The sequence below is a fragment of the Serratia sp. P2ACOL2 genome (assembly GCF_003691565.1).
Taxonomy (GTDB): Bacteria; Pseudomonadota; Gammaproteobacteria; order Enterobacterales; family Enterobacteriaceae; genus Serratia; species Serratia liquefaciens.
Genome location: NZ_CP033162.1, coordinates 3,897,688 through 3,918,912 on the forward strand (window position 1 = coordinate 3,897,688; position 21,225 = coordinate 3,918,912).

Genomic DNA, 21,225 nt, shown 5'->3' on the forward strand with positions numbered 1-21,225 from the left:
TTTAATGCCGAAGGCTTATAACGGTTCGGTCTGCGCTTCCACAACCGCCAGCGCCACCATGTTGACGATGCGGCGCACCGAGGCGATTGGCGTCAGGATGTGTACCGGTTTCGCTACTCCCATCAGCACCGGCCCCACGGTAACCCCTTCCGAAGACGACACACGCAGCAGGTTGTAGCTGATACGCGCCGCTTCCATGTTCGGCATAATCAGCACATTGGCCGAGCCTTTCAGCGGGCTGTCCGGCATCAGATCATTACGAATGCTCTCAACCAACGCGGCATCGCCGTGCATCTCGCCGTCGATTTCCAGCTCCGGCGCCATCTGATTCACCAACTCGAGCGTTTTACGCATCTTGCAGGCTGCCGGGTTATCGGAAGAACCAAAGCTGGAATGGGACAGCAACGCGACCTTCGGCTCAATGCCGAAACGACGCACGGTTTCCGCCGCCATCAGGGTGATTTCCGCCAGTTGCTCCGGCGTCGGATCGTCATTGACATAGGTGTCGGCGATAAAGGTGTTGCCGCTTGGCAGCAGCAGCGCATTCATCGCCCCGGCGACATGGGCGCCCTCACGGAAGCCAAATACTTTTTCAACCACGTCGTAATGCTCGTGATAGCTGCCGATGGTGCCGCAGATCATCGCATCCGCCTCGCCACGATGCAGCATGATGGCGGCAATCAGCGTCGGGTTGCCGATCACCGCACGGCGCGCCTGCTCCTGCGAAACGCCGCGGCGTTTCATGATCTGGTAGTACTCGCCCCAGTATTCATTGAAACGCGGATCGGACTCGTTGTTCACCACTTCAAAGTCTTTACCCGGCGTCAGCTGCAGACCGAGTTTTTTCAGCCGCATTTCGATCACGCTCGGGCGCCCCACCAGAATCGGATAGGCCAAGCCTTGCGACACCAACTCCTGAGTAGCGTGCAGTACCCTTTCTTCTTCGCCTTCCGCCATCACCACCCGCTTCATTTCCTTCTTCGCCTGGGCAAAGATCGGTTTCATGAACAGGTTGGTTTTGTAAACGAATTCAGACAGCTTTTCGACATAGGCATCAAAGTCTTCGATCGGCCGCGTCGCCACGCCAGACTCCATCGCCGCCTTGGCCACTGCCGGAGCGATTTTAACAATCAGGCGCGGATCGAAAGGTTTGGGAATGATGTATTCAGGGCCAAATGACAGATCCTGATCACCATAGGCCGACGCCACCACGTCGCTTTGCTCTGCCAGCGCCAGATCGGCAATCGCATGCACGCAGGCCAGCTTCATCTCTTCGTTAATGGTGGTCGCCCCCACGTCCAGCGCACCGCGGAAGATGAATGGGAAGCACAGCACGTTGTTTACCTGGTTCGGGTAATCGGAGCGGCCGGTACAGATAATGGCGTCCGGGCGCACGGCTTTCGCCAGCGGCGGCAGGATTTCCGGTTCCGGATTGGCCAGCGCCATGATCAACGGATCCCTGGCCATGGTTTTCACCATATCCTGAGTCAAGACACCCGGGCCGGAACAACCGAGGAAGATGTCGGCGTTAGGGATAGCGTCACCCAGCGTACGCTGGCCGTTATCTTCAATCGCATAAGCCGCCTTGGTCTGCTCCATATTGGCGTCACGACCTTTGTAGATAACCCCTTTGGAGTCGCAGACGGTAATGTTCTGCTGGCGCAGCCCCAGGGCCACCAGCAGGTTCAGGCAGGCGATCGACGCGGCGCCGGCTCCGGAAACCACCAGCCGCACGTCGGAAATATTCTTTTTCACTACCCGCAGGCCGTTCAACACTGCGGCGGTCGTGATGATCGCGGTACCGTGCTGATCGTCGTGGAACACCGGGATCTTCATACGCTCGCGCAGTTTCTGCTCGATGTAGAAACACTCCGGCGCTTTGATGTCTTCCAGGTTAATGCCGCCGAAGGTCGGCTCCAGCGCGGCAATGATGTCGATCAGCTTGTCAGGGTTTAGCTCATCGACTTCGATATCAAACACGTCGATACCGGAAAATTTCTTGAACAGGACGCCCTTCCCTTCCATCACTGGTTTACCGGCCAGCGCACCGATATTGCCCAGGCCCAGCACGGCCGTGCCGTTGGAAATGACCGCCACCAGGTTGCCGCGCGCGGTATATTTGTAGGCCGCCAGCGGATCGGCAGCAATTTCCAGACAAGGTGCCGCGACGCCCGGCGAATAGGCCAGCGCCAGATCGCGTTGCGTTGCCAGCGGCTTGGTGGGGGATACCTGGATCTTCCCTGGGACCGGATATTGGTGGAAATCAAGCGCACTCTGTTTGAGCTGTTCGTCCATTGTAGGTTCCTATGCTTTTTGCTTTTATGTTGAGGTAAGGCTATTAAGCTGTGTCCTGCCATTGTTCGTGCCAGCGTCGCAGACCCAAAAGCCCGTAATCAAGGCGGAGGATGCTGGACATAACGTGCCTATGTTCAAACCCGACAACGCTAAGTACGGTTTTTTGGGGCGCGGCCCGAAGGGCTGGCGCTCACCTACAATGGCAGGACGCAGCCTTGTAGTATAGTGAGAGAAACGTCACAAACTTTGAAGCGGGCCAAAACCTTGATCGAAATAGTTTTATAAAAGTAAAAAAAGAAGTACCACAGGACGAAGAAGAAAAACACTGCCATCAGTGCGCTGGCAGTTGGGCGCGCCAGGCATTCAGCGTGGCCACCCGGCCTGCGCAGATTTGTAACGAGGTTTGTAGCGCCAGGGTATAACTCAACGCATCGCCCCAGGTATTGCCCAGCAGTTGCGGCTGCTCGCACGGAATAAACACCGTTTCAGGGGGCAACAGTACCACCGGCACTGCCGGCTGCGGCTGTTGGGCGCAGGAGCTCAATAACAGCGCCAGGCATAGGCTGCCCAGCGCAGGCGTCATTTTTAATCGCTTCACGGTATTTCCTCTGATAAACATCGCTTTGCTGCCGCAACTGCTGCTCCTGTTGCTGCTGAGCCGCCATCAGCGCACGATTCTGTGCATCCTGAGTTTGCAGCGTGGCAATCAACCCCGCCTGCTGCGCCAGGGTCTTTTGCTGCTCTAACGCCTGCTGCCGCGCCAGCTCCAGCCGGTGCGACAACAGCGAGCTGTAGCCGCCAAGGCAGATGGCTACCAACAACAACAGCAGCAATCCGCCCTGCGCCAGCCAGCTCAGCCAACCGCTCATGCCGGGTAATCCTTAAAGGAAAGCTGGAAGTGCGGCCCGTCCTTCAGCGTCTTCCATTCCCCGCCCCACTCAACGGCAACCGCACACTCTCGCGCGGCACGACGGACCGCCACCGCGATTTGCGCATAATAGTCCCACTCCCAGGACACCACGCCTGCCGGCATAGCCACCACGTCCACCGCGTGGCCGGTCAAATGGCGGCTTTTCAGCGTCTGGCTTTGCCCACCCCGCACCAGGTCACGCTGACGCGCCATGCTGCGGCGCCCTTCGGTGATGGAAAAAGGCACCAGAGAATAATGCAGCGCCAGCCGCATCACCCGCACCAGATCCGGATGCACGTCCATTAAATTGGTCTCGCTGCGTGCGGTAAAACGAATGTCTTCAATTTCATTTATCATCTTTAAACCCCGTTTTTTTGCCAATAAATCTTTTAATTAATGCGCTGATATAATCAGCCCCAAGAAAACCAATCAGCACGCTGGCAAGGTTCGCCCACTTTAATTCCAGCCCGGTCAGCGCCAAAGCGTCGCGCACCGTCCAGGCCAATAACGCGCACATGCCTGCATTTAATAAACGGCGCCGCATACCGACATTGCGATAAGCCCCGTGCAATAGCGCCATGAGCCCTGCCAAAATGGCATTCATCACCGGCTGAAGATATTCACATGCTCGCTGGATAATTAAGCCAACAGCGTCTGGCTCTAAGCTGGACATAGCTACACTCCTATTTTATTTTAATTAAACGCCAATCACGGCCGGTGGAATATCGGTACCATCAGAATCTAGTTAAGGATGCTATAACAAAGCAAATGAATAAATACAGCCTCTAAAGTCAAATTCATTCATGCTCACCCATGGCACAACACCGCCCTGCCAAATAACTTGGCAAGCCGATAAAAAATTCATCTTTATTGTGATTTATTTCGACTTCTCTTTATCCGATAAATAAACATTAATAGCGGCGGGAGATTCACTCTCAATGACAAAAACCTTAACTCTGGAGAAATACCATGTCAGAACGTAAAGCCGTTATTGGTTATTATTTCATTCCTACTAACCAAATTAATCACTATACCGAGTCCGATACTTCAATCGTACCTTTCCCGGTGTCCAATATTACACCGGCCAAGGCCAGGCAACTGACCCACATTAATTTCTCGTTCCTCGACATTAACAGCAATCTGGAGTGTGCCTGGGATCCGGAAACCAATGACGCCAAGGCGCGTGATGTGGTTAGCCGTTTGACTGCGCTGAAGGCGCATAACCCGAATCTGCGCATCATGTTCTCCATCGGCGGCTGGTATTACTCCAACGATCTGGGGGTGTCCCATGCCAACTATGTCAACGCGGTCAAAACCCCGGCGGCACGCACCAAATTTGCGCAATCCTGCGTCCGCATCATGAAAGACTATGGCTTTGACGGCGTAGACATTGACTGGGAATACCCGCAGAGCAGCGAGGTCGACGGTTTTGTCGCCGCGCTGCAGGAAATCCGCACCCTGCTCAATCAGCAAACCCAGGCCGACGGCCGTCAGGCGCTGCCTTACCAACTGACCATCGCCGGTGCAGGTGGCGCGTTCTTCCTGTCGCGCTACTACAGCAAGCTGCCGCAGATCGTCGCCTCACTCGATTACATCAACCTGATGACCTACGATCTGGCCGGTCCATGGGAAAAAATCACCAACCATCAGGCAGGCTTGTTTGGCGACAGCGCCGGGCCAACCTTCTATAACGCGCTGCGTGAAGCCAATCTCGGCTGGAGCTGGGAAGAGCTGACTCGCGCCTTCCCCAGCCCGTTCAGCCTGACGGTAGACGCCGCCGTACAGCAACATCTGATGCTGGAAGGCGTGCCGAGCAGCAAAATCGTCATGGGCGTGCCGTTCTACGGCCGGGCGTTCAAAGGCGTCAGCGCCACTAACGGCGGCCAGTACAGCAGCCACAGCACGCCGGGGGAAGATCCCTTCCCTGGCACCGATTACTGGTTAGTCGGCTGTGAAGAGTGCGTCCGCGACAAGGATCCGCGCATCGCCTCTTACCGCCAGCTGGAGCAAATGCTGTTGGGCAACTACGGCTATCAGCGCCTGTGGAACGATAAAACCAAAACGCCGTATCTGTACCACGCGGCCAATGGCCTGTTCGTCACCTATGACGATGCCGAAAGCTTCAAGTACAAGGCGAAGTACATCAAACAGCAGCAACTGGGCGGCGTGATGTTCTGGCACCTGGGCCAGGACAACCGCAATGGCGATCTGTTGGCCTCACTCGACCGTTACTTCAACGCACCGGACTATGACGACAGCCAGTTGGATATGGGCACCGGCTTGCGCTATACCGGCGTTGGCCCAGGTAATCTGCCAATCATGAGCGCCCCGGCCTACGTTGCCGGTACCACCTATAACCAGGGAGCATTGGTGTCGTATCAGGGCTATGTCTGGCAGGCCAAGTGGGGCTATATCACTGCCGTGCCGGGTTCCGATACCGCCTGGCTGAAAGTGGGGCGCGTGGCGTAACGGTCAGCGACGACATAAAAAAACCCCGGGGCTGATGGCGACGGGGTTTTTACTGCTTTAAACGTTTAATTTTCGCATCCCTTCGTGGTCACTCCCTCAGTTGTTACACCAAGGATAACCCCCATCACGTATTACTTCCCGCCCCAGCAGACTGAAGACGTCGCTTTTGCGCGTCAGCCGCTCATGCCACCAGCTAAAACCGGCCCCTTTGCTGGCCGGATGCCAGGCCAGCCAAATCATTTCATCGCCTTTTTGCATATCGACCGGTACCGTCACCAACTCGCCGCTGGCCAGCTCTTTTTCTATCAGCGCCGGCGGCAAGAAGCCGTGCCCAATACCCCGCTTCAACAGCGCCAATTTGCTCTCGACGTCGCATACCATCAGTTGGCGCTGCAACGGCATGGCGCCATGGTTACGCTTGGGCAGCTCGTGGCTGCTGTCGGCAATGCCCACCACGATATCGTTCAGCCGCTGGTTTTTATCCACCGGCTTTTTCTGCGCCGCAAAGGGATGAGAAGGAGAAACGCACAGCACAAAATTCAGCTTGCCGAGCATCAGCGTCTTGGCCTGCACGCTGTCCGGGATCTGGCCGATGGCAATAATCAAATCCGCCCGGTTGTTCTTCAACGCATCCCAGGTGCCATTCAACGCTTCACGCTGCACGGATATGTTGGCGTTTGGGCTGTGCTGGATATAGTCGCGGATATCCTGGGTGAGCGTTTCCAGCGGAAAGAAATTATCAACCACGATGCGGATATTATTATCGAACTTTGGGATGTTTCTTACCCTACTTTCCAGATCCTGTACCGCATTTAAAATCCAGCCACCTTCCTGCAGCAGGAATTCCCCTTCATCCGTCAGGGTAATCATCGGGCCATTACGATGAAAAAGTTTCACGCAGAGTTTACTTTCTATATTGGAAACCCGGTAAGATATTGCCGAAGGGGTTTTATGCAACGCCTCCGCCGCCATTGAGAAAGAGCCGGTACTTTTGATGGTGCTGATTATTTTAATCGCATCCAGGGATAATCTAGTCATACAAATTCCTCTTTGACATAAAATAAGAAAAAAATGACACTAAATTCCCAAGTGGTTGGCGCGTAAAAGTCGTTCAAGTCACACAAGAGTAAGCAAAACCACAAGCAATATACTCTATATTGCAGCACGTCATCTGAAAGACTATTCATCAACACTTTAAATAAAATTCATCATGACGCCGTTTTTTTAGACAGCAGCGTTTAAATAAATTCAATCAAGAAATAAAAGACAATCATCATAATAATTTTAGTTAATAGCCTATAAAACATTCCACCCTGACAGCTGAGTCTAAGGGTAAAAATAAAACAAGCCGCCAAGAATGATGTTTTTAATTTTTTAATAACCTCTCTTTTTGTCGGTGAAAATAAACCCAACTTACAATACAACTTCCGTCAGGAGTGACTTATGAACAATACTTCCCGTACCCTTATGTCCCTTGGCCTGCTGAGCGCCGCGTTGTTCGGCGTATCACAACAGGCCGCCGCCCACGGTTACGTCGAAACGCCGGCCAGCCGCTCCTATCAGTGCAAATTGCAGCTCAATACCCAATGCGGCAGTGTGCAATATGAACCACAGAGCGTTGAAGGCTTGAAAGGCTTCCCACAGGCGGGTCCGGCTGACGGGCATATCGCCAGCGCCGACAAATCCACCTTCTTCGAACTGGATCAGCAAACGCCAACCCGTTGGAACAAGATCAATCTGCACACCGGCGCCAACTCCTTCACCTGGAGACTGACCGCTCGCCACAGCACCACCAGCTGGCGTTATTTCATTACCAAGCCGAACTGGGATGCGTCGCAGCCACTGACCCGTGCGTCCTTTGACCTGACGCCGTTCTGTCAACAGAACGACGGCGGTGCGATTCCAGCCGCGCAGGTCACCCACCAGTGCAACATACCTGCAGACCGTAGCGGTTCGCACGTCATCCTCGCCGTGTGGGATGTAGCAGATACGACCAATGCCTTCTATCAGGCGATTGACGTTAACTTGACCAAATAATAAGGAAGGGAAATACCACAGGGTTCAGCCAGGTGCTGAACCCTTTTTTATTACGAGTGCGCTATGCCACATCTTTTTCCCCTCGGTCAGCCCATACTGATACCGCCTTCGCAGGTGCGGTAAGCGGCTGCAAAACCGCGCCCTACCTGGCTCGTTTCGGGATCCATTGTTCTTATCCATCGCAACAATCAGAAAAAGCGCATTTTAATCATCGGGCTTCTGATGCAGTGTGTTCAGCCTACGATGAAAAACGTTCTCATTTCCCTACATTGACGTTTGGTCAAGGAGCTTATTAATGAACCAATTAGACGCACTCAAGCAGCTCACCACGGTGGTAGCCGACAGCGGCGATATCGAATCCATCCGCCAGTTCGAACCGCAGGATGCCACCACTAACCCTTCATTGATTCTGAAAGCCGCTGCGCTGCCTCAATATAAGCCACTGATCATCGAAGCTCTGAACTATGCCCGCCAGCAAGGTGGCAATAAAGAAACCCAACTGATCAACGCCAGCGACAAACTGGCGGTGAACATCGGCGTCGAAATTCTCAAAAGCGTGCCGGGCCGCATTTCCACCGAAGTGGACGCACGCCTGTCCTTCGATCGCGGCATGTGCGTGGCCAAGGCGCGTAAGCTGATCGGCATGTATCAGGAACAGGGTATTGATAAGTCGCGTATTCTGATCAAGCTGGCCTCCACCTGGGAAGGCATCAAAGCCGCCGAAGAACTGGAAAAAGAAGGCATCAACACCAACCTGACGCTGCTGTTCTCTTTTGCCCAGGCCCGAGCCTGTGCCGAAGCCGGCGTGTTCCTGATTTCCCCGTTCGTGGGGCGTATCTATGACTGGTATCAGGCCAAACAGCCTGCTGCAGACTATGACGCCGAGCAGGATCCGGGCGTCAAATCGGTGCGCAACATTTATGAATACTACAAACAGCACCGCTATCAGACCGTGATTATGGGTGCCAGCTTCCGCAAGGTTGAGCAGATCCTGGCTTTGGCCGGTTGCGATCGTCTGACTATTGCGCCGAACCTGCTGGAGCAGCTCAAACAAAGCGAGCAACCGGTAGAACGCAAACTGACGCCATCCACCGAAGCCTTCCACCAACCCGCCCCGCTGGCCGAAGCCGAATTCCGCTGGCTGCATAATCAGGACGCCATGGCCGTTGAAAAACTGGCCGAAGGTATTCGTCTGTTCGCCGTTGACCAGCAAAAGCTGGAAGACATGCTGTCCGCTGAACTGTAATCACTCTGGAGTAAAACATGTCCTCTCGTAAAGAGCTTGCCAACGCCATCCGCGCACTCAGCATGGACGCCGTACAAAAAGCAAATTCCGGCCACCCGGGTGCACCTATGGGCATGGCGGACATCGCCGAAGTCCTGTGGCGTGACTACCTGAACCACAACCCGACCAACCCGCACTGGGCTGACCGTGACCGCTTCGTCCTCTCCAACGGCCATGGCTCCATGCTGATTTACAGCCTGCTGCACCTCACCGGCTACGACCTGCCGATGAGCGAGCTGGAAAACTTCCGCCAGCTGCACTCCAAAACCCCGGGCCACCCGGAATACGGCTACACCCCAGGCGTGGAAACCACCACCGGCCCACTGGGCCAGGGCATCGCCAACGCCGTCGGCTTCGCCATTGCCGAACGCACCCTGGCCGCGCAGTTCAACCGCCCGGGCCATGACGTGGTCGACCACCACACCTACGCCTTTATGGGCGACGGCTGCATGATGGAAGGCATCTCTCACGAAGTCTGTTCCCTGGCCGGTACCCTCAAGCTCGGCAAACTGACTGCGTTCTACGATGACAACGGCATCTCCATCGACGGTCACGTGGAAGGCTGGTTCACCGACAACACCGCCGAGCGCTTTGAAGCCTACGGCTGGCACGTGGTGCGTCACGTGGACGGCCACAACCCGGATGCCATCAAGGCCGCGATTGAAGAAGCCCGCAAGGTCACCGACAAGCCGTCCCTGCTGATGTGCAAAACCGTGATTGGCTTCGGCTCCCCGAACAAGGCCGGGACCCACGACGTGCACGGTGCTGCGCTGGGCGCCGCCGAAGTGGCCGCCACCCGCGAAGCCCTGGGCTGGAAATACGCCGCCTTCGAAATCCCGCAGGACATCTATGCCCAGTGGGATGCCAAAGAAGCCGGCAAGGCGAAAGAAGCGGCCTGGAACGACAAGTTCGCCGCCTACGCCAAGGCCTTCCCGGAACTGGCTGCCGAGTTCAAACGCCGCATGAACGGCGAACTGCCGGCCAACTGGAAAGCCGACGCCAAAGCCTTCGTCGAGCAGCTGCAGGCCAACCCGGCCAACATCGCCAGCCGCAAGGCCTCGCAGAACGCGCTGGAAGCCTTCGGCAAGGTGCTGCCTGAGTTCCTCGGCGGCTCCGCTGACCTGGCGCCAAGCAACCTGACCATGTGGTCCGGCTCGAAAGCGCTGAACGTTGACCCGGCGGGTAACTACATCCACTACGGCGTGCGCGAGTTCGGCATGACCGCCATCACCAACGGCATCGCGCTGCACGGCGGCTTCCTGCCGTACTCCGCGACCTTCCTGATGTTCGTGGAATACGCCCGTAACGCGGTGCGCATGGCGGCGCTGATGAAAATCCGCAACGTGTTCGTTTATACCCACGACTCCATCGGTCTGGGCGAAGACGGCCCGACGCACCAGCCGGTTGAGCAGATTGCCAGCCTGCGCGTGACCCCGAACATGAGCACCTGGCGTCCGTGTGACCAGGTGGAATCGGCGATTGCCTGGCAGTACGGCATCGAGCGCAATGACGGCCCGACCACGCTGATTTTCTCGCGTCAGAACCTGACCCAGCAGCCGCGTACCGCGGAGCAGCTGGCCAACGTTTACCGCGGCGGCTACGTGCTGAAGGACTGTGCCGGTACGCCGGACGTCATCCTGATTGCCACCGGTTCGGAAGTGGGCATCACCGTGGAAGCGGCAGACAAGCTGAGCGCGGCGGGCACCAAGGTGCGCGTGGTCTCGATGCCGTCTACCGACGCCTTCGACAAGCAGGATGCGGCTTACCGTGAATCCGTGCTGCCGGCGGCGGTCGCTGCCCGCGTGGCGGTGGAAGCGGGTATCGCGGACTACTGGTACAAGTACGTGGGCCTGAACGGCGCTATCGTGGGCATGACCACCTTTGGTGAGTCGGCACCGGCAGAGCAACTGTTCAAAGAGTTCGGCTTCACCGTGGATAACGTGGTGGCCAAGGCGCAGGCACTGCTGAAATAAGGCATCTCGCGTCGCATTACCCCAGGCCCGGCACCTTGCCGGGCTAGTCTAATGACAAACAGCCAAAAAACGTGGTTTTCGGCTGTTTGGGGTAAATCTGAAGACATAATTCTTTGTTTTTATTCGTCCCCAGATCGGAATTTTTAACTGCAAAGGACTTTGTCATCAATCTGAGCCCGGCATCTTGCCGGGCTTTTTCATTTGGGCAGATACGCGCTTTAAATTCTATATTCCCCACCCTCGATTGAGTTAATCATAATCGGGTAGCTTATACCCTTACTTTATTTTAAACGGCGCCCACCCCATCACAATGGCATAATTAAAACAAAATAACTCCCGCGATAGTTTTATTAAGAAATCAATTTCTGAGATATTTATTGATTTTTAGTGCCATTATTTTTATTGCAAAACGGAATATTGGTAAACATCTCATATAACCAATGAGTCTGTATTCCTTAGGATAATTCGCACACACTCAAACAATAAAGTTAAAATGCAGAAAAAAATCAATAACTTAAAAATAAACACATCATAATTCAATAGGTTGTAACTATTGATAGTTATTTTTCGATCGATAGCACCGATAGATTTGACCGATCAAAAAATAAAAATTAATAGATTGAACGATACGATTATAGCGTGTAATTTTCATTCCTATTTTAAAACCACAAAGGAATAAAATAAAAAATCATAAGACAAAAAATGTTTCCTTCCGCATTTAGAATCAGCCAACAAATGAAATAGGGATATTTACATCCAACATGAGGGAGACTCCATGATTATTATCAGCGAAACACTTGGAAACATAAATCAGCACAAAGAGTGGCAAGACAAGATCAGCGGAACCTCACCAGACTACCTTATTTTGGACGCTGCGCAGTTGGAAAAGGAATGTCATCAACAATCCACCCATGATGGGCTGAGGCTGGCCGTGTTTATGCCGCCCAACAGCTCACTGGCGGATGGCGACATTTTAATCTGGGATGAAGAGACGAAAAACGCCGTTATCGTGAAGGTTATCTCGCATGACATTATGGTAATTAACCTGCAGCGCCTGCTCTGCATCAATGCAGACGCCATTATTCACTATACGTTCAAACTGGGTTTGATTTTGGGGCAGCATAAGCTGCACGCCATGATAAAGAACAACCTGGTTTACGTCCCGATCACCATCGCGACCAGCACGTTGGACGCCCTGTTCAAAGAAAACAGTTTCCACTCGCTGTCCTATTGGTATGTCAACGGCGCCGATATTTCATCCTTGTTAACCCCCAATGAAATCGATCTGCTGTTCGACGGTATCTTTCCCTCTAGCCATGCATGACACCAGTAACCTACCCCGCTCGCTGTCAGCATTCTTTTTATAAATCAGAGGCCATTCACCCAAGCAACAGAGTATGAACACCCCAAAAAGCCGATGCGATAAAAGGAGTTTTCCATGGCAATTAATATGCAGATTTTTATTAATGACATGCTTAAATGGATAGAAAGCAATTTGGGCGCAGAGCTGGATATAGAGACCATTGCCAAGAAATCCGGCTACAGCAGATTCCATATTCAGCGGCTTTTCAAATTGCATGCCGGACTGACCATTGCCCAATATATCAGAATGCGACGAGTCACCGAGGCGGCGATCGCCCTGAGGTTCACCGACAGAAAAATCATGGATATCGCACTAGACTATGGCTTTGACTCTCAGCAGGTTTTTACCCGAATATTCAAAAAACAGCTAAAGACCACGCCAGGCGAGCTGAGGAGAAGCAAGCAATTGAACAATAAGCGGCTCTGCCATTCCTTATACATGCCGACGATGCCACAAAAAATACCGACGGGCCCACCTAACGCCCACAAGCATAGTTAGCGAACGTGGGGTCATCTCGCCGTTCACCGGCGAGATGACCAGCAGGTCTCAGCCCATGATCCGATGAATTTGCAGGTACTGCAGCAGCATGATGGTTTTGCCGTCTTTAATACGGCCGTCGGCAATCATCGCCACCGCTTCGGTAAAGGGCATTTCTACTACCTCAATATCTTCGTCTTCGATACCGCCGCCGGCCGCATTGCGCTCGTCGTCATGGTACTCGGCAATAAAGAAATGGACGATTTCGGTTACGCCGCCTGGCGACATATAGGCTTCGAAAATCTTCTGCACGTCACCGACCTGAAAACCGGTTTCTTCTACCGCTTCGCGACGGGCGCATTGCTCTGGAGAATCGGCATCCAACAAGCCGGCACAGGCCTCTAACAGCATGCCGCTGTCGTTGCCGTTCACATAGGTCGGCATGCGGAACTGATTGGTCAGCACCACGGTCCCTTTGGCACGGTTGTACAACAAAATGGTGGCGCCATTGCCACGATCGTAGACTTCGCGCATCTGCTGAACGGAGCCGCCATCCTTACGCTTGAGATCAAAAGTATATTTGTGCAGCACATACCAGTTATCAGAAAGCAGCTCTTTCTTCACATTCTCAATTTTCGCCGACATGAACCCTTCTTCTTTCCCGTTAGCTGAAACGCAAAAATGATACCGCGATTAAGCGCCGAAGGGGCAATGGATTTGCAACAAAAAAGCCCCGCGGCTCATGGAGCGCTACGGGGCATTTGACCGCAAAAGATTTAGAACCCGTTAGGAACGTCGCGCATGTCCGGCAGCTTGTGCGCAATCCCCTTGTGGCAATCGATGCAGGTCTTGCCTTCCGTTACCGCCTTGTCGTGCATCTTCGCCGCCACGGTTTTCTGTGCGGTGAAGTCCATATACTCGAAGTTGTGGCAGTTACGGCACTCCTGAGAATCGTTGGCCTTCATTCGCGCCCATTCGTTGCTCGCCATCGCCAGCCGATGCTGGTCAAACTTCTGCGGCGTGTCGATCAGGCCGAACGCCTTGGCGTACAGCTCCTTGCTGGCCTTTATCTTGCGCAGCATTTTCGGCGCCCATTCATGAGGCACATGGCAATCCGGGCAGGTCGCACGCACGCCGCTGCGGTTGTTGTAATGAACCGTGCCCATGTACTCCTCGTAGACGTTTTCACGCATTTCATGGCAGCCGATACAGAACTGCTCGGTATTCGCCGCCTCCATGCCGGTATTGAAGCCGCCCCAGAAGATGATCCCGGCGCCAAAGCCCAGCAGCAACAGCGTGCCCAACGCCAGGCGGCTTGGCCTGCGCCACCAGCGCCATAAACGTAACAGCAGGCCGGGCTTTTTCTCAGTCGTGGTGTGTTTGCGTTCGCTCATAGCTCCCCCGCTTAGCGCCCAAAGCCCGGCATGGGCTGGAAATCATTGCCGACAATCGGCGCCGCGTCGGTTTGCGGTACGTGGCACTGCAGGCAGAAGTAGCGACGTGGCGCGACATCGCTCAGCACCTTGCCGTCCCGGTCCATAAAGTGCGTCGGGCTGATGCGCGGTGCGCCGGTGGTGCGGTAATGCTCCACCCCGTGGCACTGCAGGCAACGGTTGGTGTTCTTGCTGATCTGGTAACCGTCAACGCTGTGCGGGATCATCGGCGGCTGATTGACATAGTTCAGCGCCATCCGTTCCTGCTGTTTCGGCATCGAAATCGGCCCGCCGACCGAGGCGGACACTTCGGGAGACTTGCTGAGATCAACATCACCCGCGGCAAACGCCAGGCCGGCGAACGCCAGCGACAATAAGGTCACCCACAGGGCAAGCGTCTTTTTCATAACAGGGCTTTTCATTTTTATTTGGCTCCCGGGTAATAAAATGGGGTCTTCATTCGCAATTCGTCAGCCTCACACCTTCTGCAACTTCACGGCGCATTTCTTGAAGTCGACTTCTTTAGAAAGCGGATCGGTGGCGTCCAGCGTCAGGTTGTTCACCAACTGCGCCGCATCGAAGAACGGCATGTACACCAGCCCTCTTGGCGGGCGGTTACGGCCACGAGTTTCGACAGAACTGATCACCTCACCGCGGCGCGACAGCATCTTGACCTTGTCACCACGACGCAGGCCACGGCTTTTGGCATCCAGCGGATGGATAAACAACACCGCCTGCGGGAAGGCGCGATGCAGCTCCGGTACCCGTCGGGTCATGGTGCCGGTGTGCCAATGCTCCAGCACCCGACCGGTGGAAAGCCAAAGATCGTATTCGCCGTCCGGGCTTTCCGCCGCCGGTTCAAACGGCAGCGCAAAGATCACCGCCTTGCCGTCGGGTTTACCGTAGAAACGCACCGCTTCGCCCGCCTTCACATACGGATCCGTTCCTTCGCGGTAGCGCCACAGCGTTTCTTTGCCGTCCACCACCGGCCAACGCAGACCGCGTGCCTGGTGGTAACTGTCGAACGGCGCCAAATCGTGACCGTGGCCACGCCCGAAACCGGCATACTCCTCAAACAACCCTTTCTGCAGATAGAAGCCGACTTCCCGCGCTTCATCGTTGAGCTGGTCCGCCGGGATTTCCGACAGCGGGTACTTATTGACCTGGCCGTTGGCGAACAGCACGTCGTACAACGTTTTGCCGCGATATTCCGGCTTTTGCGCCAGCAGATCGGCCGGCCACACTTCCTCAACCTTGAAGCGTTTGGAGAACTCCACCAGTTGCCACAGATCGGATTTTGCCTCGCCCGGCGCTTTCACCTGCTGACGCCAGAACTGAGTACGACGCTCCGCATTGCCATAGGCGCCCTCTTTCTCCACCCACATGGCAGTCGGCAGGATCAGATCGGCGGCTAATGCGCTGACGGTCGGATAGGGATCGGACACCACCACGAAGTTGCGCGGATCGCGCCAGCCCGGCATCCTTTCTTCATTGATGTTCGGCCCGGCCTGCATGTTGTTGTTACACATCACCCAGTAGGCGTTCAGCTTGCCGTCTTTCAGCGCACGGTCTTGCGCCACCGCATGCAAACCGACTTTCGCCGGGATGGTGCCGGCCGGCAGTAGCCATTTCTGTTCGGCGATTTGGCGGTGTTTCTCATTGGTGACCACCATGTCAGCCGGCAGACGGTGAGAGAAAGTCCCGACCTCACGTGCGGTTCCGCACGCAGAAGGCTGGCCGGTCAGGGAGAACGGCCCGCAGCCGGGCTTGGAGATCTTGCCGGTCAGCAAATGCAGGTTGTAGCACAGGTTATTGGCCCACACGCCGCGCGTATGCTGGTTGAAGCCCATGGTCCAGTACGACACCACCTTGATGTTCGGGTCGGCATACAGCTTCGCCAGCGCTTCCAACTGGTCTTCCGGCACGCCGCTCATTTGGGCCGTTTTTTCCAGCGTGTATTCCGCCACGAAGGCTTTGTACTCTTCGAAACTCATCGGCTCGGAGGCATCTGAACCCGGGTTTTTCGCTTTTTTCTCCAGCGGATGCGTCGGGCGCAAGCCGTAGCCGATATCCGTCGCACCGCGGCGGAAGTTGACGTGCCGATTCAGGAAGTCCTGATCCACCGCGTTGTTTTGAATGATGTAGTTGGCGATATAGTTCATGATCGCCAAATCGGTCTGCGGCGTGAACACCATGCCGTTGTCCGCCAGTTCGAAACTGCGGTGCTCAAAGGTGGACAACACCGAGACATTGACGTGCTGGTTGCTCAGGCGACGGTCGGTAATGCGCGACCACAGGATCGGGTGCATCTCCGCCATGTTGGAGCCCCACAGCACAAAGGCGTCGGCCTGCTCGATATCGTCATAGCAGCCCATAGGTTCGTCCATGCCGAAGGTACGCATAAAGCCCACCACCGCCGACGCCATGCAGTGACGTGCGTTAGGATCCAGGTTATTGGAACGCAGCCCGGCCTTGAGCAACTTGGCGGCAGCGTAGCCTTCCCACACCGTCCACTGGCCGGAGCCGAACATACCGACCGCCTCTGGGCCTTTCTCTTTCAAAGCCTGCTTGAACTTGTCGGCCATGACGTCGAAAGCCTGCTGCCAGCTGACCGGGGTAAATTCGCCTTCTTTATGGTACTGGCCGTCTTTCATGCGCAGCAGCGGCTGAGTCAGACGGTCTTTGCCGTACATGATTTTTGGCAGGAAATAGCCTTTGATGCAGCTCAACCCACGGTTGACCGCCGCGTCCGGATCGCCCTGCGAGGCAACAATACGGCCATTCTGAGTGCCGACCAGCACCCCGCAGCCGGTGCCGCAGAAACGGCATGGCGCTTTGTCCCATTTGATAGCGTCAGCACTGCCCGCCACCGCCTGTGCCACCGTGGGAATAGTCAGCCCGGCGGCGGCCGCAGCGGCTACCGCGGCATTAGCTTTCATGAAGTCTCGACGACTGAGTTTCATGGCGTTACCTCACCTTGAGTGTCCTGCTGGTGATAAACCAGCGATACCGCCAGCACGCCATCCAGATTGCGCACCGACTCAATTTTTTCCAGCAGCCCTTGAGAGCATGCCGCTTGCATCACTACCACCAGCTTGCCGTTCTGCTGATCCTGCGCCGGAATTTCCGTGTCAGCGATCGCCAGCAAGGCCGTGACGAGTTGGGGAAAGCTTTCCGGTCTCGCCTGCACGACCAGACCGCTGACATGCCATTCGCTATTCATCATTATTATTTTCGCTCTGGGTTAAGGTGACGGCGCCGGTCGGGCAACCGGCGACACAGGCGCCGCAGCCGTTGCAGGCTGCCGCATCCAATACCGGCTGCGCCATTTCGCCCAAGCGGGGCCGAAAGCGGATCGCCTGGGGCTCGCAGCTGTCCTGGCAGCTGCGGCACTCCACGCCCCGCTGTGCCAGGCAGGCAGTACCGAATACCGCGTGTTGTCGCCAGGGGGTTTCCGTCAGTGGACGAAACACGGGTTCCGCGCAGGCCTGCGCACAACGCCCGCAAAACGTGCATTCCGCGCGTTGGAAATCAATTTCGGGAAAACCGCCGCTGCCGCTGATGAGCACCCCGGTTTCACAGGCGCGAACGCAGGCCTGACAGCGGGTGCAATCGGTAATAAAAAGGGATCCTTGCCGCGACCACGGGGGACGGATCGCAGCGGTTGGCTGACGCCATTGTCCTCCGAGCAGTTTGCGTCGCGACAATATGGTCATGCTGGTTATCCTTGACATTGCAAACACGGCATCGCGTGTAAATAGAACCTGTTTTTGTATTGTTATTATTGCTGCTGTGCCCAGTGGGTTTCATCATGCTGACAGGCATAAACCCCTGAGAAAGACGGGGGTAAGATAAGAGGAGCGCGGGGGGTATATAATCCCCCTAAAGGGGTAAATACGGGGGTAGCTTGCGCCAGATCAATCTATTAATGGGGGTCGCGGGGTTTTCGTCCCCGATCTGCCGTCAAACGCTATCTAGTTGATTATATAACGTAGGTGCTTACCGCTGCGACGAACGACCTGGCGCACAATGCCGCGCATTTTAGTTGCAAAAGTTATAATTTTGCTTTCGAATGAAACCCGGCAATGCCCATTGCCTGCAAGAGAAGGATGAAGGATTGCTTGTTAAACGTTCAGTGACCAGCAGCCTGGCCAAGGCGCTGTTTTGCATTGTGATTCTGTCCGTGCTCTCTACCGGGTTGGCGCTGACCACCGTCGCGGACAGCCTGCGCGATGCCGAAGCGGTCAACATCGCCGGTTCACTGCGCATGCAGAGCTACCGGCTGGCCTATGATCTCACCCGCTCCGCCCCGGAGCTGGAACAACACCTGCTGCAGTATCAGCAGTCTCTGCAGGCCCCGGCATTGCAAAAGCTCGATCGTTTTTACGTGCCTGCAGACGTGCGGGAAAAATACCTGTCGCTGCAGCACGCCTGGCAACCACTGGCACAGCAAATCCAGGCCGGTCAGTCGGCCGATTATCAGACCAATATCGCCGGCTATGTGAACCAGATTGACCATTTCGTGTTAGCGCTGCAGCGTTATTCCGAGTTGAAACTGACCATCGTGGCCACCATTAGCGTCGTGGGCTATATCGCCATCATCGGTCTGGTGCTGTTTTGCATCCGCTTTATGCGCCGTCAGGTAGTGGCGCCGCTCAAGCATCTGGTAGACGCCAGCCAGCGTGTGCAACAGCGCGACTTTAACCATCTCCCGCTGGATACCGCACTGCCGAACGAGCTGGGCGTGCTGTCGCAGGCCTTTACCGCCATGTCCGGCGATCTGGCCAAACTTTACCAGTCGCTGGAACAGAAAGTGCAGGTGAAAACCCAGCGCCTGCAGCAGGCGAACAAGACGCTGGAGGTGCTGTACAACTGCTCGCAGGCGCTGAGCGTGCGGCAGATAGATCAGCAGGCTTTTGAGAAAATCCTGCATATCGTGCGTCAAAGTGAAGATTTGCACTGCATCCGCTTAAAAGTGGCGGACAGCCTCAGCGAATGGCAGTTGCACAGCGGTCTCCCTTCGTCGACGCTGGACTGGCAATCGCTGACCATCATCCAGGGCGACAAACCTCTGGGGGAACTGAGCTGGCAATATCAGGAACACCCGCCGCATCCGCACCTGATGCAGAGCGTGGCCAACATGCTCAGCCGCGGGGTTTATTTTAACCGTGCGCAGAAACAGCACATGCAATTCCTGTTGATGGAAGAGCGCGCCACTATCGCCCGGGAACTGCACGACTCTCTGGCGCAGGCCCTGTCGTTTTTACGTATTCAGCTCACTTTGCTCAAGCGCACGTTGGCGGACAGCACCCCCGACGCACAAGAGATTATCGCCGATTTTGATCGGGCTCTGGCCGATGCTTATCGCCAGCTGCGCGAGCTATTGACCACCTTCCGCCTGAACATTCAGGAAGCCGACTTGAACACCGCATTGAACCAATTGTTGGCGCCATTAAAGGTTCTTACCACAGCGCGGATTCAGTTACACTGTCGGCTTTCTTCCCAGGCGCTTAACGCTCAGCAGCAGGTACATGCGCTGCAAATTGTGCGTGAAGCGGTGCTCAACGCCATCAAACATGCCGATGCACGGGAGATCGTGATTCGCTGTGAGGTCACGGCCGAGGGTGACAACAGGATCAGCATCGCTGACGATGGCTGCGGTATTGCCAGCCTGAATGAACCTGAAGGTCACTACGGGCTGACCATCATGAGCGAACGCGCCGCGCGGCTGGGGGGAACGCTGCGCATCCAGCGGGGTGAGCCAGACGGCACGGAAGTCCGCCTGACATTTCCGCCATAAAACCACGGCCGTTCACCCTTCGTTACGGTTTAACGATGTCCGACGGTCATTTCAGGATGTTTGTGGCGCCAATTGCCACTATTTTATAAGAGTCAGTCCCACTGTGAAGCGTGCTGGACAGCGCGTTTGAGTGGCTTTACTCGCTACAGGGAGCATATTTCATGGTGATGAAGAATTACCGAGTGATGATCGTCGACGACCACCCGCTGATGCGCCGAGGCATCAAGCAGCTGTTGGGGCTGGATCCGCTGTTCAACGTGGTCGCCGAAGCCAGCAACGGCAACGAAGCCATTACTTTCGCGCTGCAGCAGGCTCCGGACGTGATCCTGCTCGATCTGAATATGAAAGGTCTATCCGGCCTGGACACGCTGAAAGCGCTGCGCAATGAAGGCGTCGATGCGCGGATCATCGTGCTGACGGTATCAGACTCGCGCAACGACGTTTATGCGCTGATTGACGCGGGAGCCGACGGCTACCTGCTGAAAGACAGCGAACCTGAACAGCTGCTGGAGCATATTCGCTCAGCGGCGGAAGGACAAAACGTGATCAGCGACGCGGTGGCGGACTACCTGTTATCCCGCAGTGAACAACATAATCCCTTTGCCGAGCTGACCGAACGCGAGCTGGACGTCTTGCAGGAAGTGGCGCGTGGCCTGTCCAATAAACAGGTGGCGGCGCAACTGCATATTTCTGAAGAGACGGTGAAGGTGCATATCCGTAACATGCTGCGCAAACTGGACGTGCGTTCACGCGTGGCCGCGACGGTGATGTATCTGGAACACCGGAGTCAATAAGGCTTCCCCGGCGCGCCGGGGAGGGTTTATTCGATGGCGGCAAGCAGCGCCTGATGATGCTGGTGAACCCAGCTCTTGTTGATCGGCCCCCAGCTTTCCAACTGGTAAAAACCGTCGTTATTGCGCACGCCCTGCTGAACAAACTGCAATGCCACTCCCAAGCCCGGCAAGGCTTTCAACACGTCTTGCAGGGTGCGACGCGGCCAGCCGGTCAATTCCATCAGCCGCGGGACGTTTGGCCGTTCGCTGTGGCTGATTAACCAGCACAGATAAAGACGACGGGCAAATACCGGGTTAATTTCCATGCCTTGCTCCTGCTTTAAGGTGAGTCCTGATGACGTCGCGGGAACCCCAGCGGTCAGGTCCTTGATTGCAATAAAATTGTCTTA

Annotated in this window: 21 protein-coding genes; 8 read left to right on the forward strand and 13 right to left on the reverse strand. The window is 55.4% G+C overall.

Annotated features, from left to right (window positions below):
* Positions 1 to 15: 15 nt before the first annotated feature.
* From maeB to EBA31_RS18955, 5 genes are all read right to left on the reverse strand, one after another.
* The gene (gene maeB, locus EBA31_RS18940; RefSeq protein WP_020828015.1) at positions 16 to 2,295 is read right to left on the reverse strand and encodes an NADP-dependent oxaloacetate-decarboxylating malate dehydrogenase; all 2,280 of its coding nucleotides are present in this window, start codon (positions 2,293 to 2,295) and stop codon (positions 16 to 18) included.
* A 331-nt stretch (positions 2,296 to 2,626) separates the two neighbouring features.
* Positions 2,627 to 2,791 (reverse strand): hypothetical protein, encoded by a 165-nt coding sequence (locus tag EBA31_RS26845; RefSeq protein ID WP_162302858.1) that lies wholly within the window; start codon positions 2,789 to 2,791, stop codon positions 2,627 to 2,629.
* Complete coding sequence (locus EBA31_RS18945; RefSeq protein WP_122079969.1) at positions 2,781 to 3,164, reverse strand: DUF2570 family protein; 384 nt, start codon at positions 3,162 to 3,164, stop codon at positions 2,781 to 2,783. The genes EBA31_RS26845 and EBA31_RS18945 overlap by 11 nt, the downstream gene beginning before the upstream one ends.
* On the reverse strand, positions 3,161 to 3,562 hold the full coding sequence (locus EBA31_RS18950) for a M15 family metallopeptidase (protein WP_122079970.1): 402 nt from the start codon (positions 3,560 to 3,562) through the stop codon (positions 3,161 to 3,163). The genes EBA31_RS18945 and EBA31_RS18950 overlap by 4 nt, the downstream gene beginning before the upstream one ends.
* A complete protein-coding gene (locus tag EBA31_RS18955; RefSeq protein ID WP_020828020.1) occupies positions 3,552 to 3,878 on the reverse strand; it encodes a phage holin, lambda family in 327 nt (108 codons plus the stop codon). Before EBA31_RS18955 ends, EBA31_RS18950 begins: the two co-directional genes overlap by 11 nt.
* A 296-nt stretch (positions 3,879 to 4,174) precedes the next feature.
* Between EBA31_RS18955 and EBA31_RS18960 the strand changes: the two genes are divergently transcribed.
* Positions 4,175 to 5,674 carry a glycosyl hydrolase family 18 protein gene (locus EBA31_RS18960; protein WP_115058347.1) on the forward strand — a complete coding sequence of 500 codons (1,500 nt, stop codon included), beginning with the start codon at positions 4,175 to 4,177 and terminating at the stop codon, positions 5,672 to 5,674.
* A gap of 96 nt (positions 5,675 to 5,770) precedes the next feature.
* Here the strand turns inward: EBA31_RS18960 and EBA31_RS18965 are convergent, their stop codons facing one another.
* Complete coding sequence (locus EBA31_RS18965) at positions 5,771 to 6,712, reverse strand: LysR family transcriptional regulator (RefSeq protein ID WP_020828022.1); 942 nt, start codon at positions 6,710 to 6,712, stop codon at positions 5,771 to 5,773.
* A gap of 405 nt (positions 6,713 to 7,117) precedes the next feature.
* Between EBA31_RS18965 and EBA31_RS18970 the strand changes: the two genes are divergently transcribed.
* From EBA31_RS18970 to EBA31_RS18990, 5 genes are all read left to right on the forward strand, one after another.
* Entirely contained in the window at positions 7,118 to 7,711 is a 594-nt protein-coding gene (locus tag EBA31_RS18970; protein WP_020828023.1) for a lytic polysaccharide monooxygenase, read from the forward strand.
* A 295-nt stretch (positions 7,712 to 8,006) separates the two neighbouring features.
* On the forward strand, positions 8,007 to 8,957 hold the full coding sequence (gene tal, locus EBA31_RS18975) for a transaldolase (protein WP_046372969.1): 951 nt from the start codon (positions 8,007 to 8,009) through the stop codon (positions 8,955 to 8,957).
* Positions 8,958 to 8,974: 17 nt separating this feature from the next.
* The gene (gene tkt, locus EBA31_RS18980) at positions 8,975 to 10,969 is read left to right on the forward strand and encodes a transketolase (protein WP_122079971.1); all 1,995 of its coding nucleotides are present in this window, start codon (positions 8,975 to 8,977) and stop codon (positions 10,967 to 10,969) included.
* Between the two features lie 775 nt (positions 10,970 to 11,744).
* On the forward strand, positions 11,745 to 12,293 hold the full coding sequence (gene ureE / locus EBA31_RS18985; protein ID WP_122079972.1) for an urease accessory protein UreE: 549 nt from the start codon (positions 11,745 to 11,747) through the stop codon (positions 12,291 to 12,293).
* Between the two features lie 114 nt (positions 12,294 to 12,407).
* A complete protein-coding gene (locus EBA31_RS18990; RefSeq protein ID WP_122079973.1) occupies positions 12,408 to 12,830 on the forward strand; it encodes a helix-turn-helix domain-containing protein in 423 nt (140 codons plus the stop codon).
* Positions 12,831 to 12,878: 48 nt separating this feature from the next.
* Here EBA31_RS18990 and nudK read toward each other — a convergent pair whose 3' ends face one another.
* The 6 genes from nudK to napF form a co-directional block, all read right to left on the reverse strand.
* The gene (nudK, locus tag EBA31_RS18995) at positions 12,879 to 13,454 is read right to left on the reverse strand and encodes a GDP-mannose pyrophosphatase NudK (RefSeq protein WP_046372968.1); all 576 of its coding nucleotides are present in this window, start codon (positions 13,452 to 13,454) and stop codon (positions 12,879 to 12,881) included.
* Positions 13,455 to 13,585: 131 nt separating this feature from the next.
* The gene (gene napC / locus EBA31_RS19000) at positions 13,586 to 14,203 is read right to left on the reverse strand and encodes a cytochrome c-type protein NapC (protein WP_020828029.1); all 618 of its coding nucleotides are present in this window, start codon (positions 14,201 to 14,203) and stop codon (positions 13,586 to 13,588) included.
* Positions 14,204 to 14,214: 11 nt separating this feature from the next.
* Positions 14,215 to 14,664, reverse strand: a complete 450-nt coding sequence (gene napB, locus EBA31_RS19005; protein ID WP_041414810.1) for a nitrate reductase cytochrome c-type subunit — start codon at positions 14,662 to 14,664, stop codon at positions 14,215 to 14,217.
* 54 nt (positions 14,665 to 14,718) lie between these two features.
* Positions 14,719 to 17,205 carry a nitrate reductase catalytic subunit NapA gene (gene napA / locus EBA31_RS19010; protein WP_122079974.1) on the reverse strand — a complete coding sequence of 829 codons (2,487 nt, stop codon included), beginning with the start codon at positions 17,203 to 17,205 and terminating at the stop codon, positions 14,719 to 14,721.
* Positions 17,202 to 17,468 carry a chaperone NapD gene (gene napD / locus EBA31_RS19015; RefSeq protein WP_020828032.1) on the reverse strand — a complete coding sequence of 89 codons (267 nt, stop codon included), beginning with the start codon at positions 17,466 to 17,468 and terminating at the stop codon, positions 17,202 to 17,204. The genes napA and napD overlap by 4 nt, the downstream gene beginning before the upstream one ends.
* Positions 17,458 to 17,958: a ferredoxin-type protein NapF gene (gene napF, locus EBA31_RS19020; RefSeq protein ID WP_020828033.1), complete on the reverse strand. Its 501-nt coding sequence runs from the start codon at positions 17,956 to 17,958 to the stop codon at positions 17,458 to 17,460. Before napF ends, napD begins: the two co-directional genes overlap by 11 nt.
* Positions 17,959 to 18,359: 401 nt before the next feature.
* Here napF and narQ point away from each other — a divergent pair, with 401 nt between their 5' ends.
* Positions 18,360 to 20,042, forward strand: a complete 1,683-nt coding sequence (gene narQ / locus EBA31_RS19025) for a nitrate/nitrite two-component system sensor histidine kinase NarQ (RefSeq protein ID WP_122079975.1) — start codon at positions 18,360 to 18,362, stop codon at positions 20,040 to 20,042.
* A 161-nt stretch (positions 20,043 to 20,203) separates the two neighbouring features.
* The gene (narL, locus tag EBA31_RS19030) at positions 20,204 to 20,836 is read left to right on the forward strand and encodes a two-component system response regulator NarL (protein ID WP_020828035.1); all 633 of its coding nucleotides are present in this window, start codon (positions 20,204 to 20,206) and stop codon (positions 20,834 to 20,836) included.
* Positions 20,837 to 20,862: 26 nt separating this feature from the next.
* Here narL and EBA31_RS19035 read toward each other — a convergent pair whose 3' ends face one another.
* Positions 20,863 to 21,141: a helix-turn-helix domain-containing protein gene (locus tag EBA31_RS19035; protein ID WP_020828036.1), complete on the reverse strand. Its 279-nt coding sequence runs from the start codon at positions 21,139 to 21,141 to the stop codon at positions 20,863 to 20,865.
* Positions 21,142 to 21,225 lie beyond the last annotated feature (84 nt).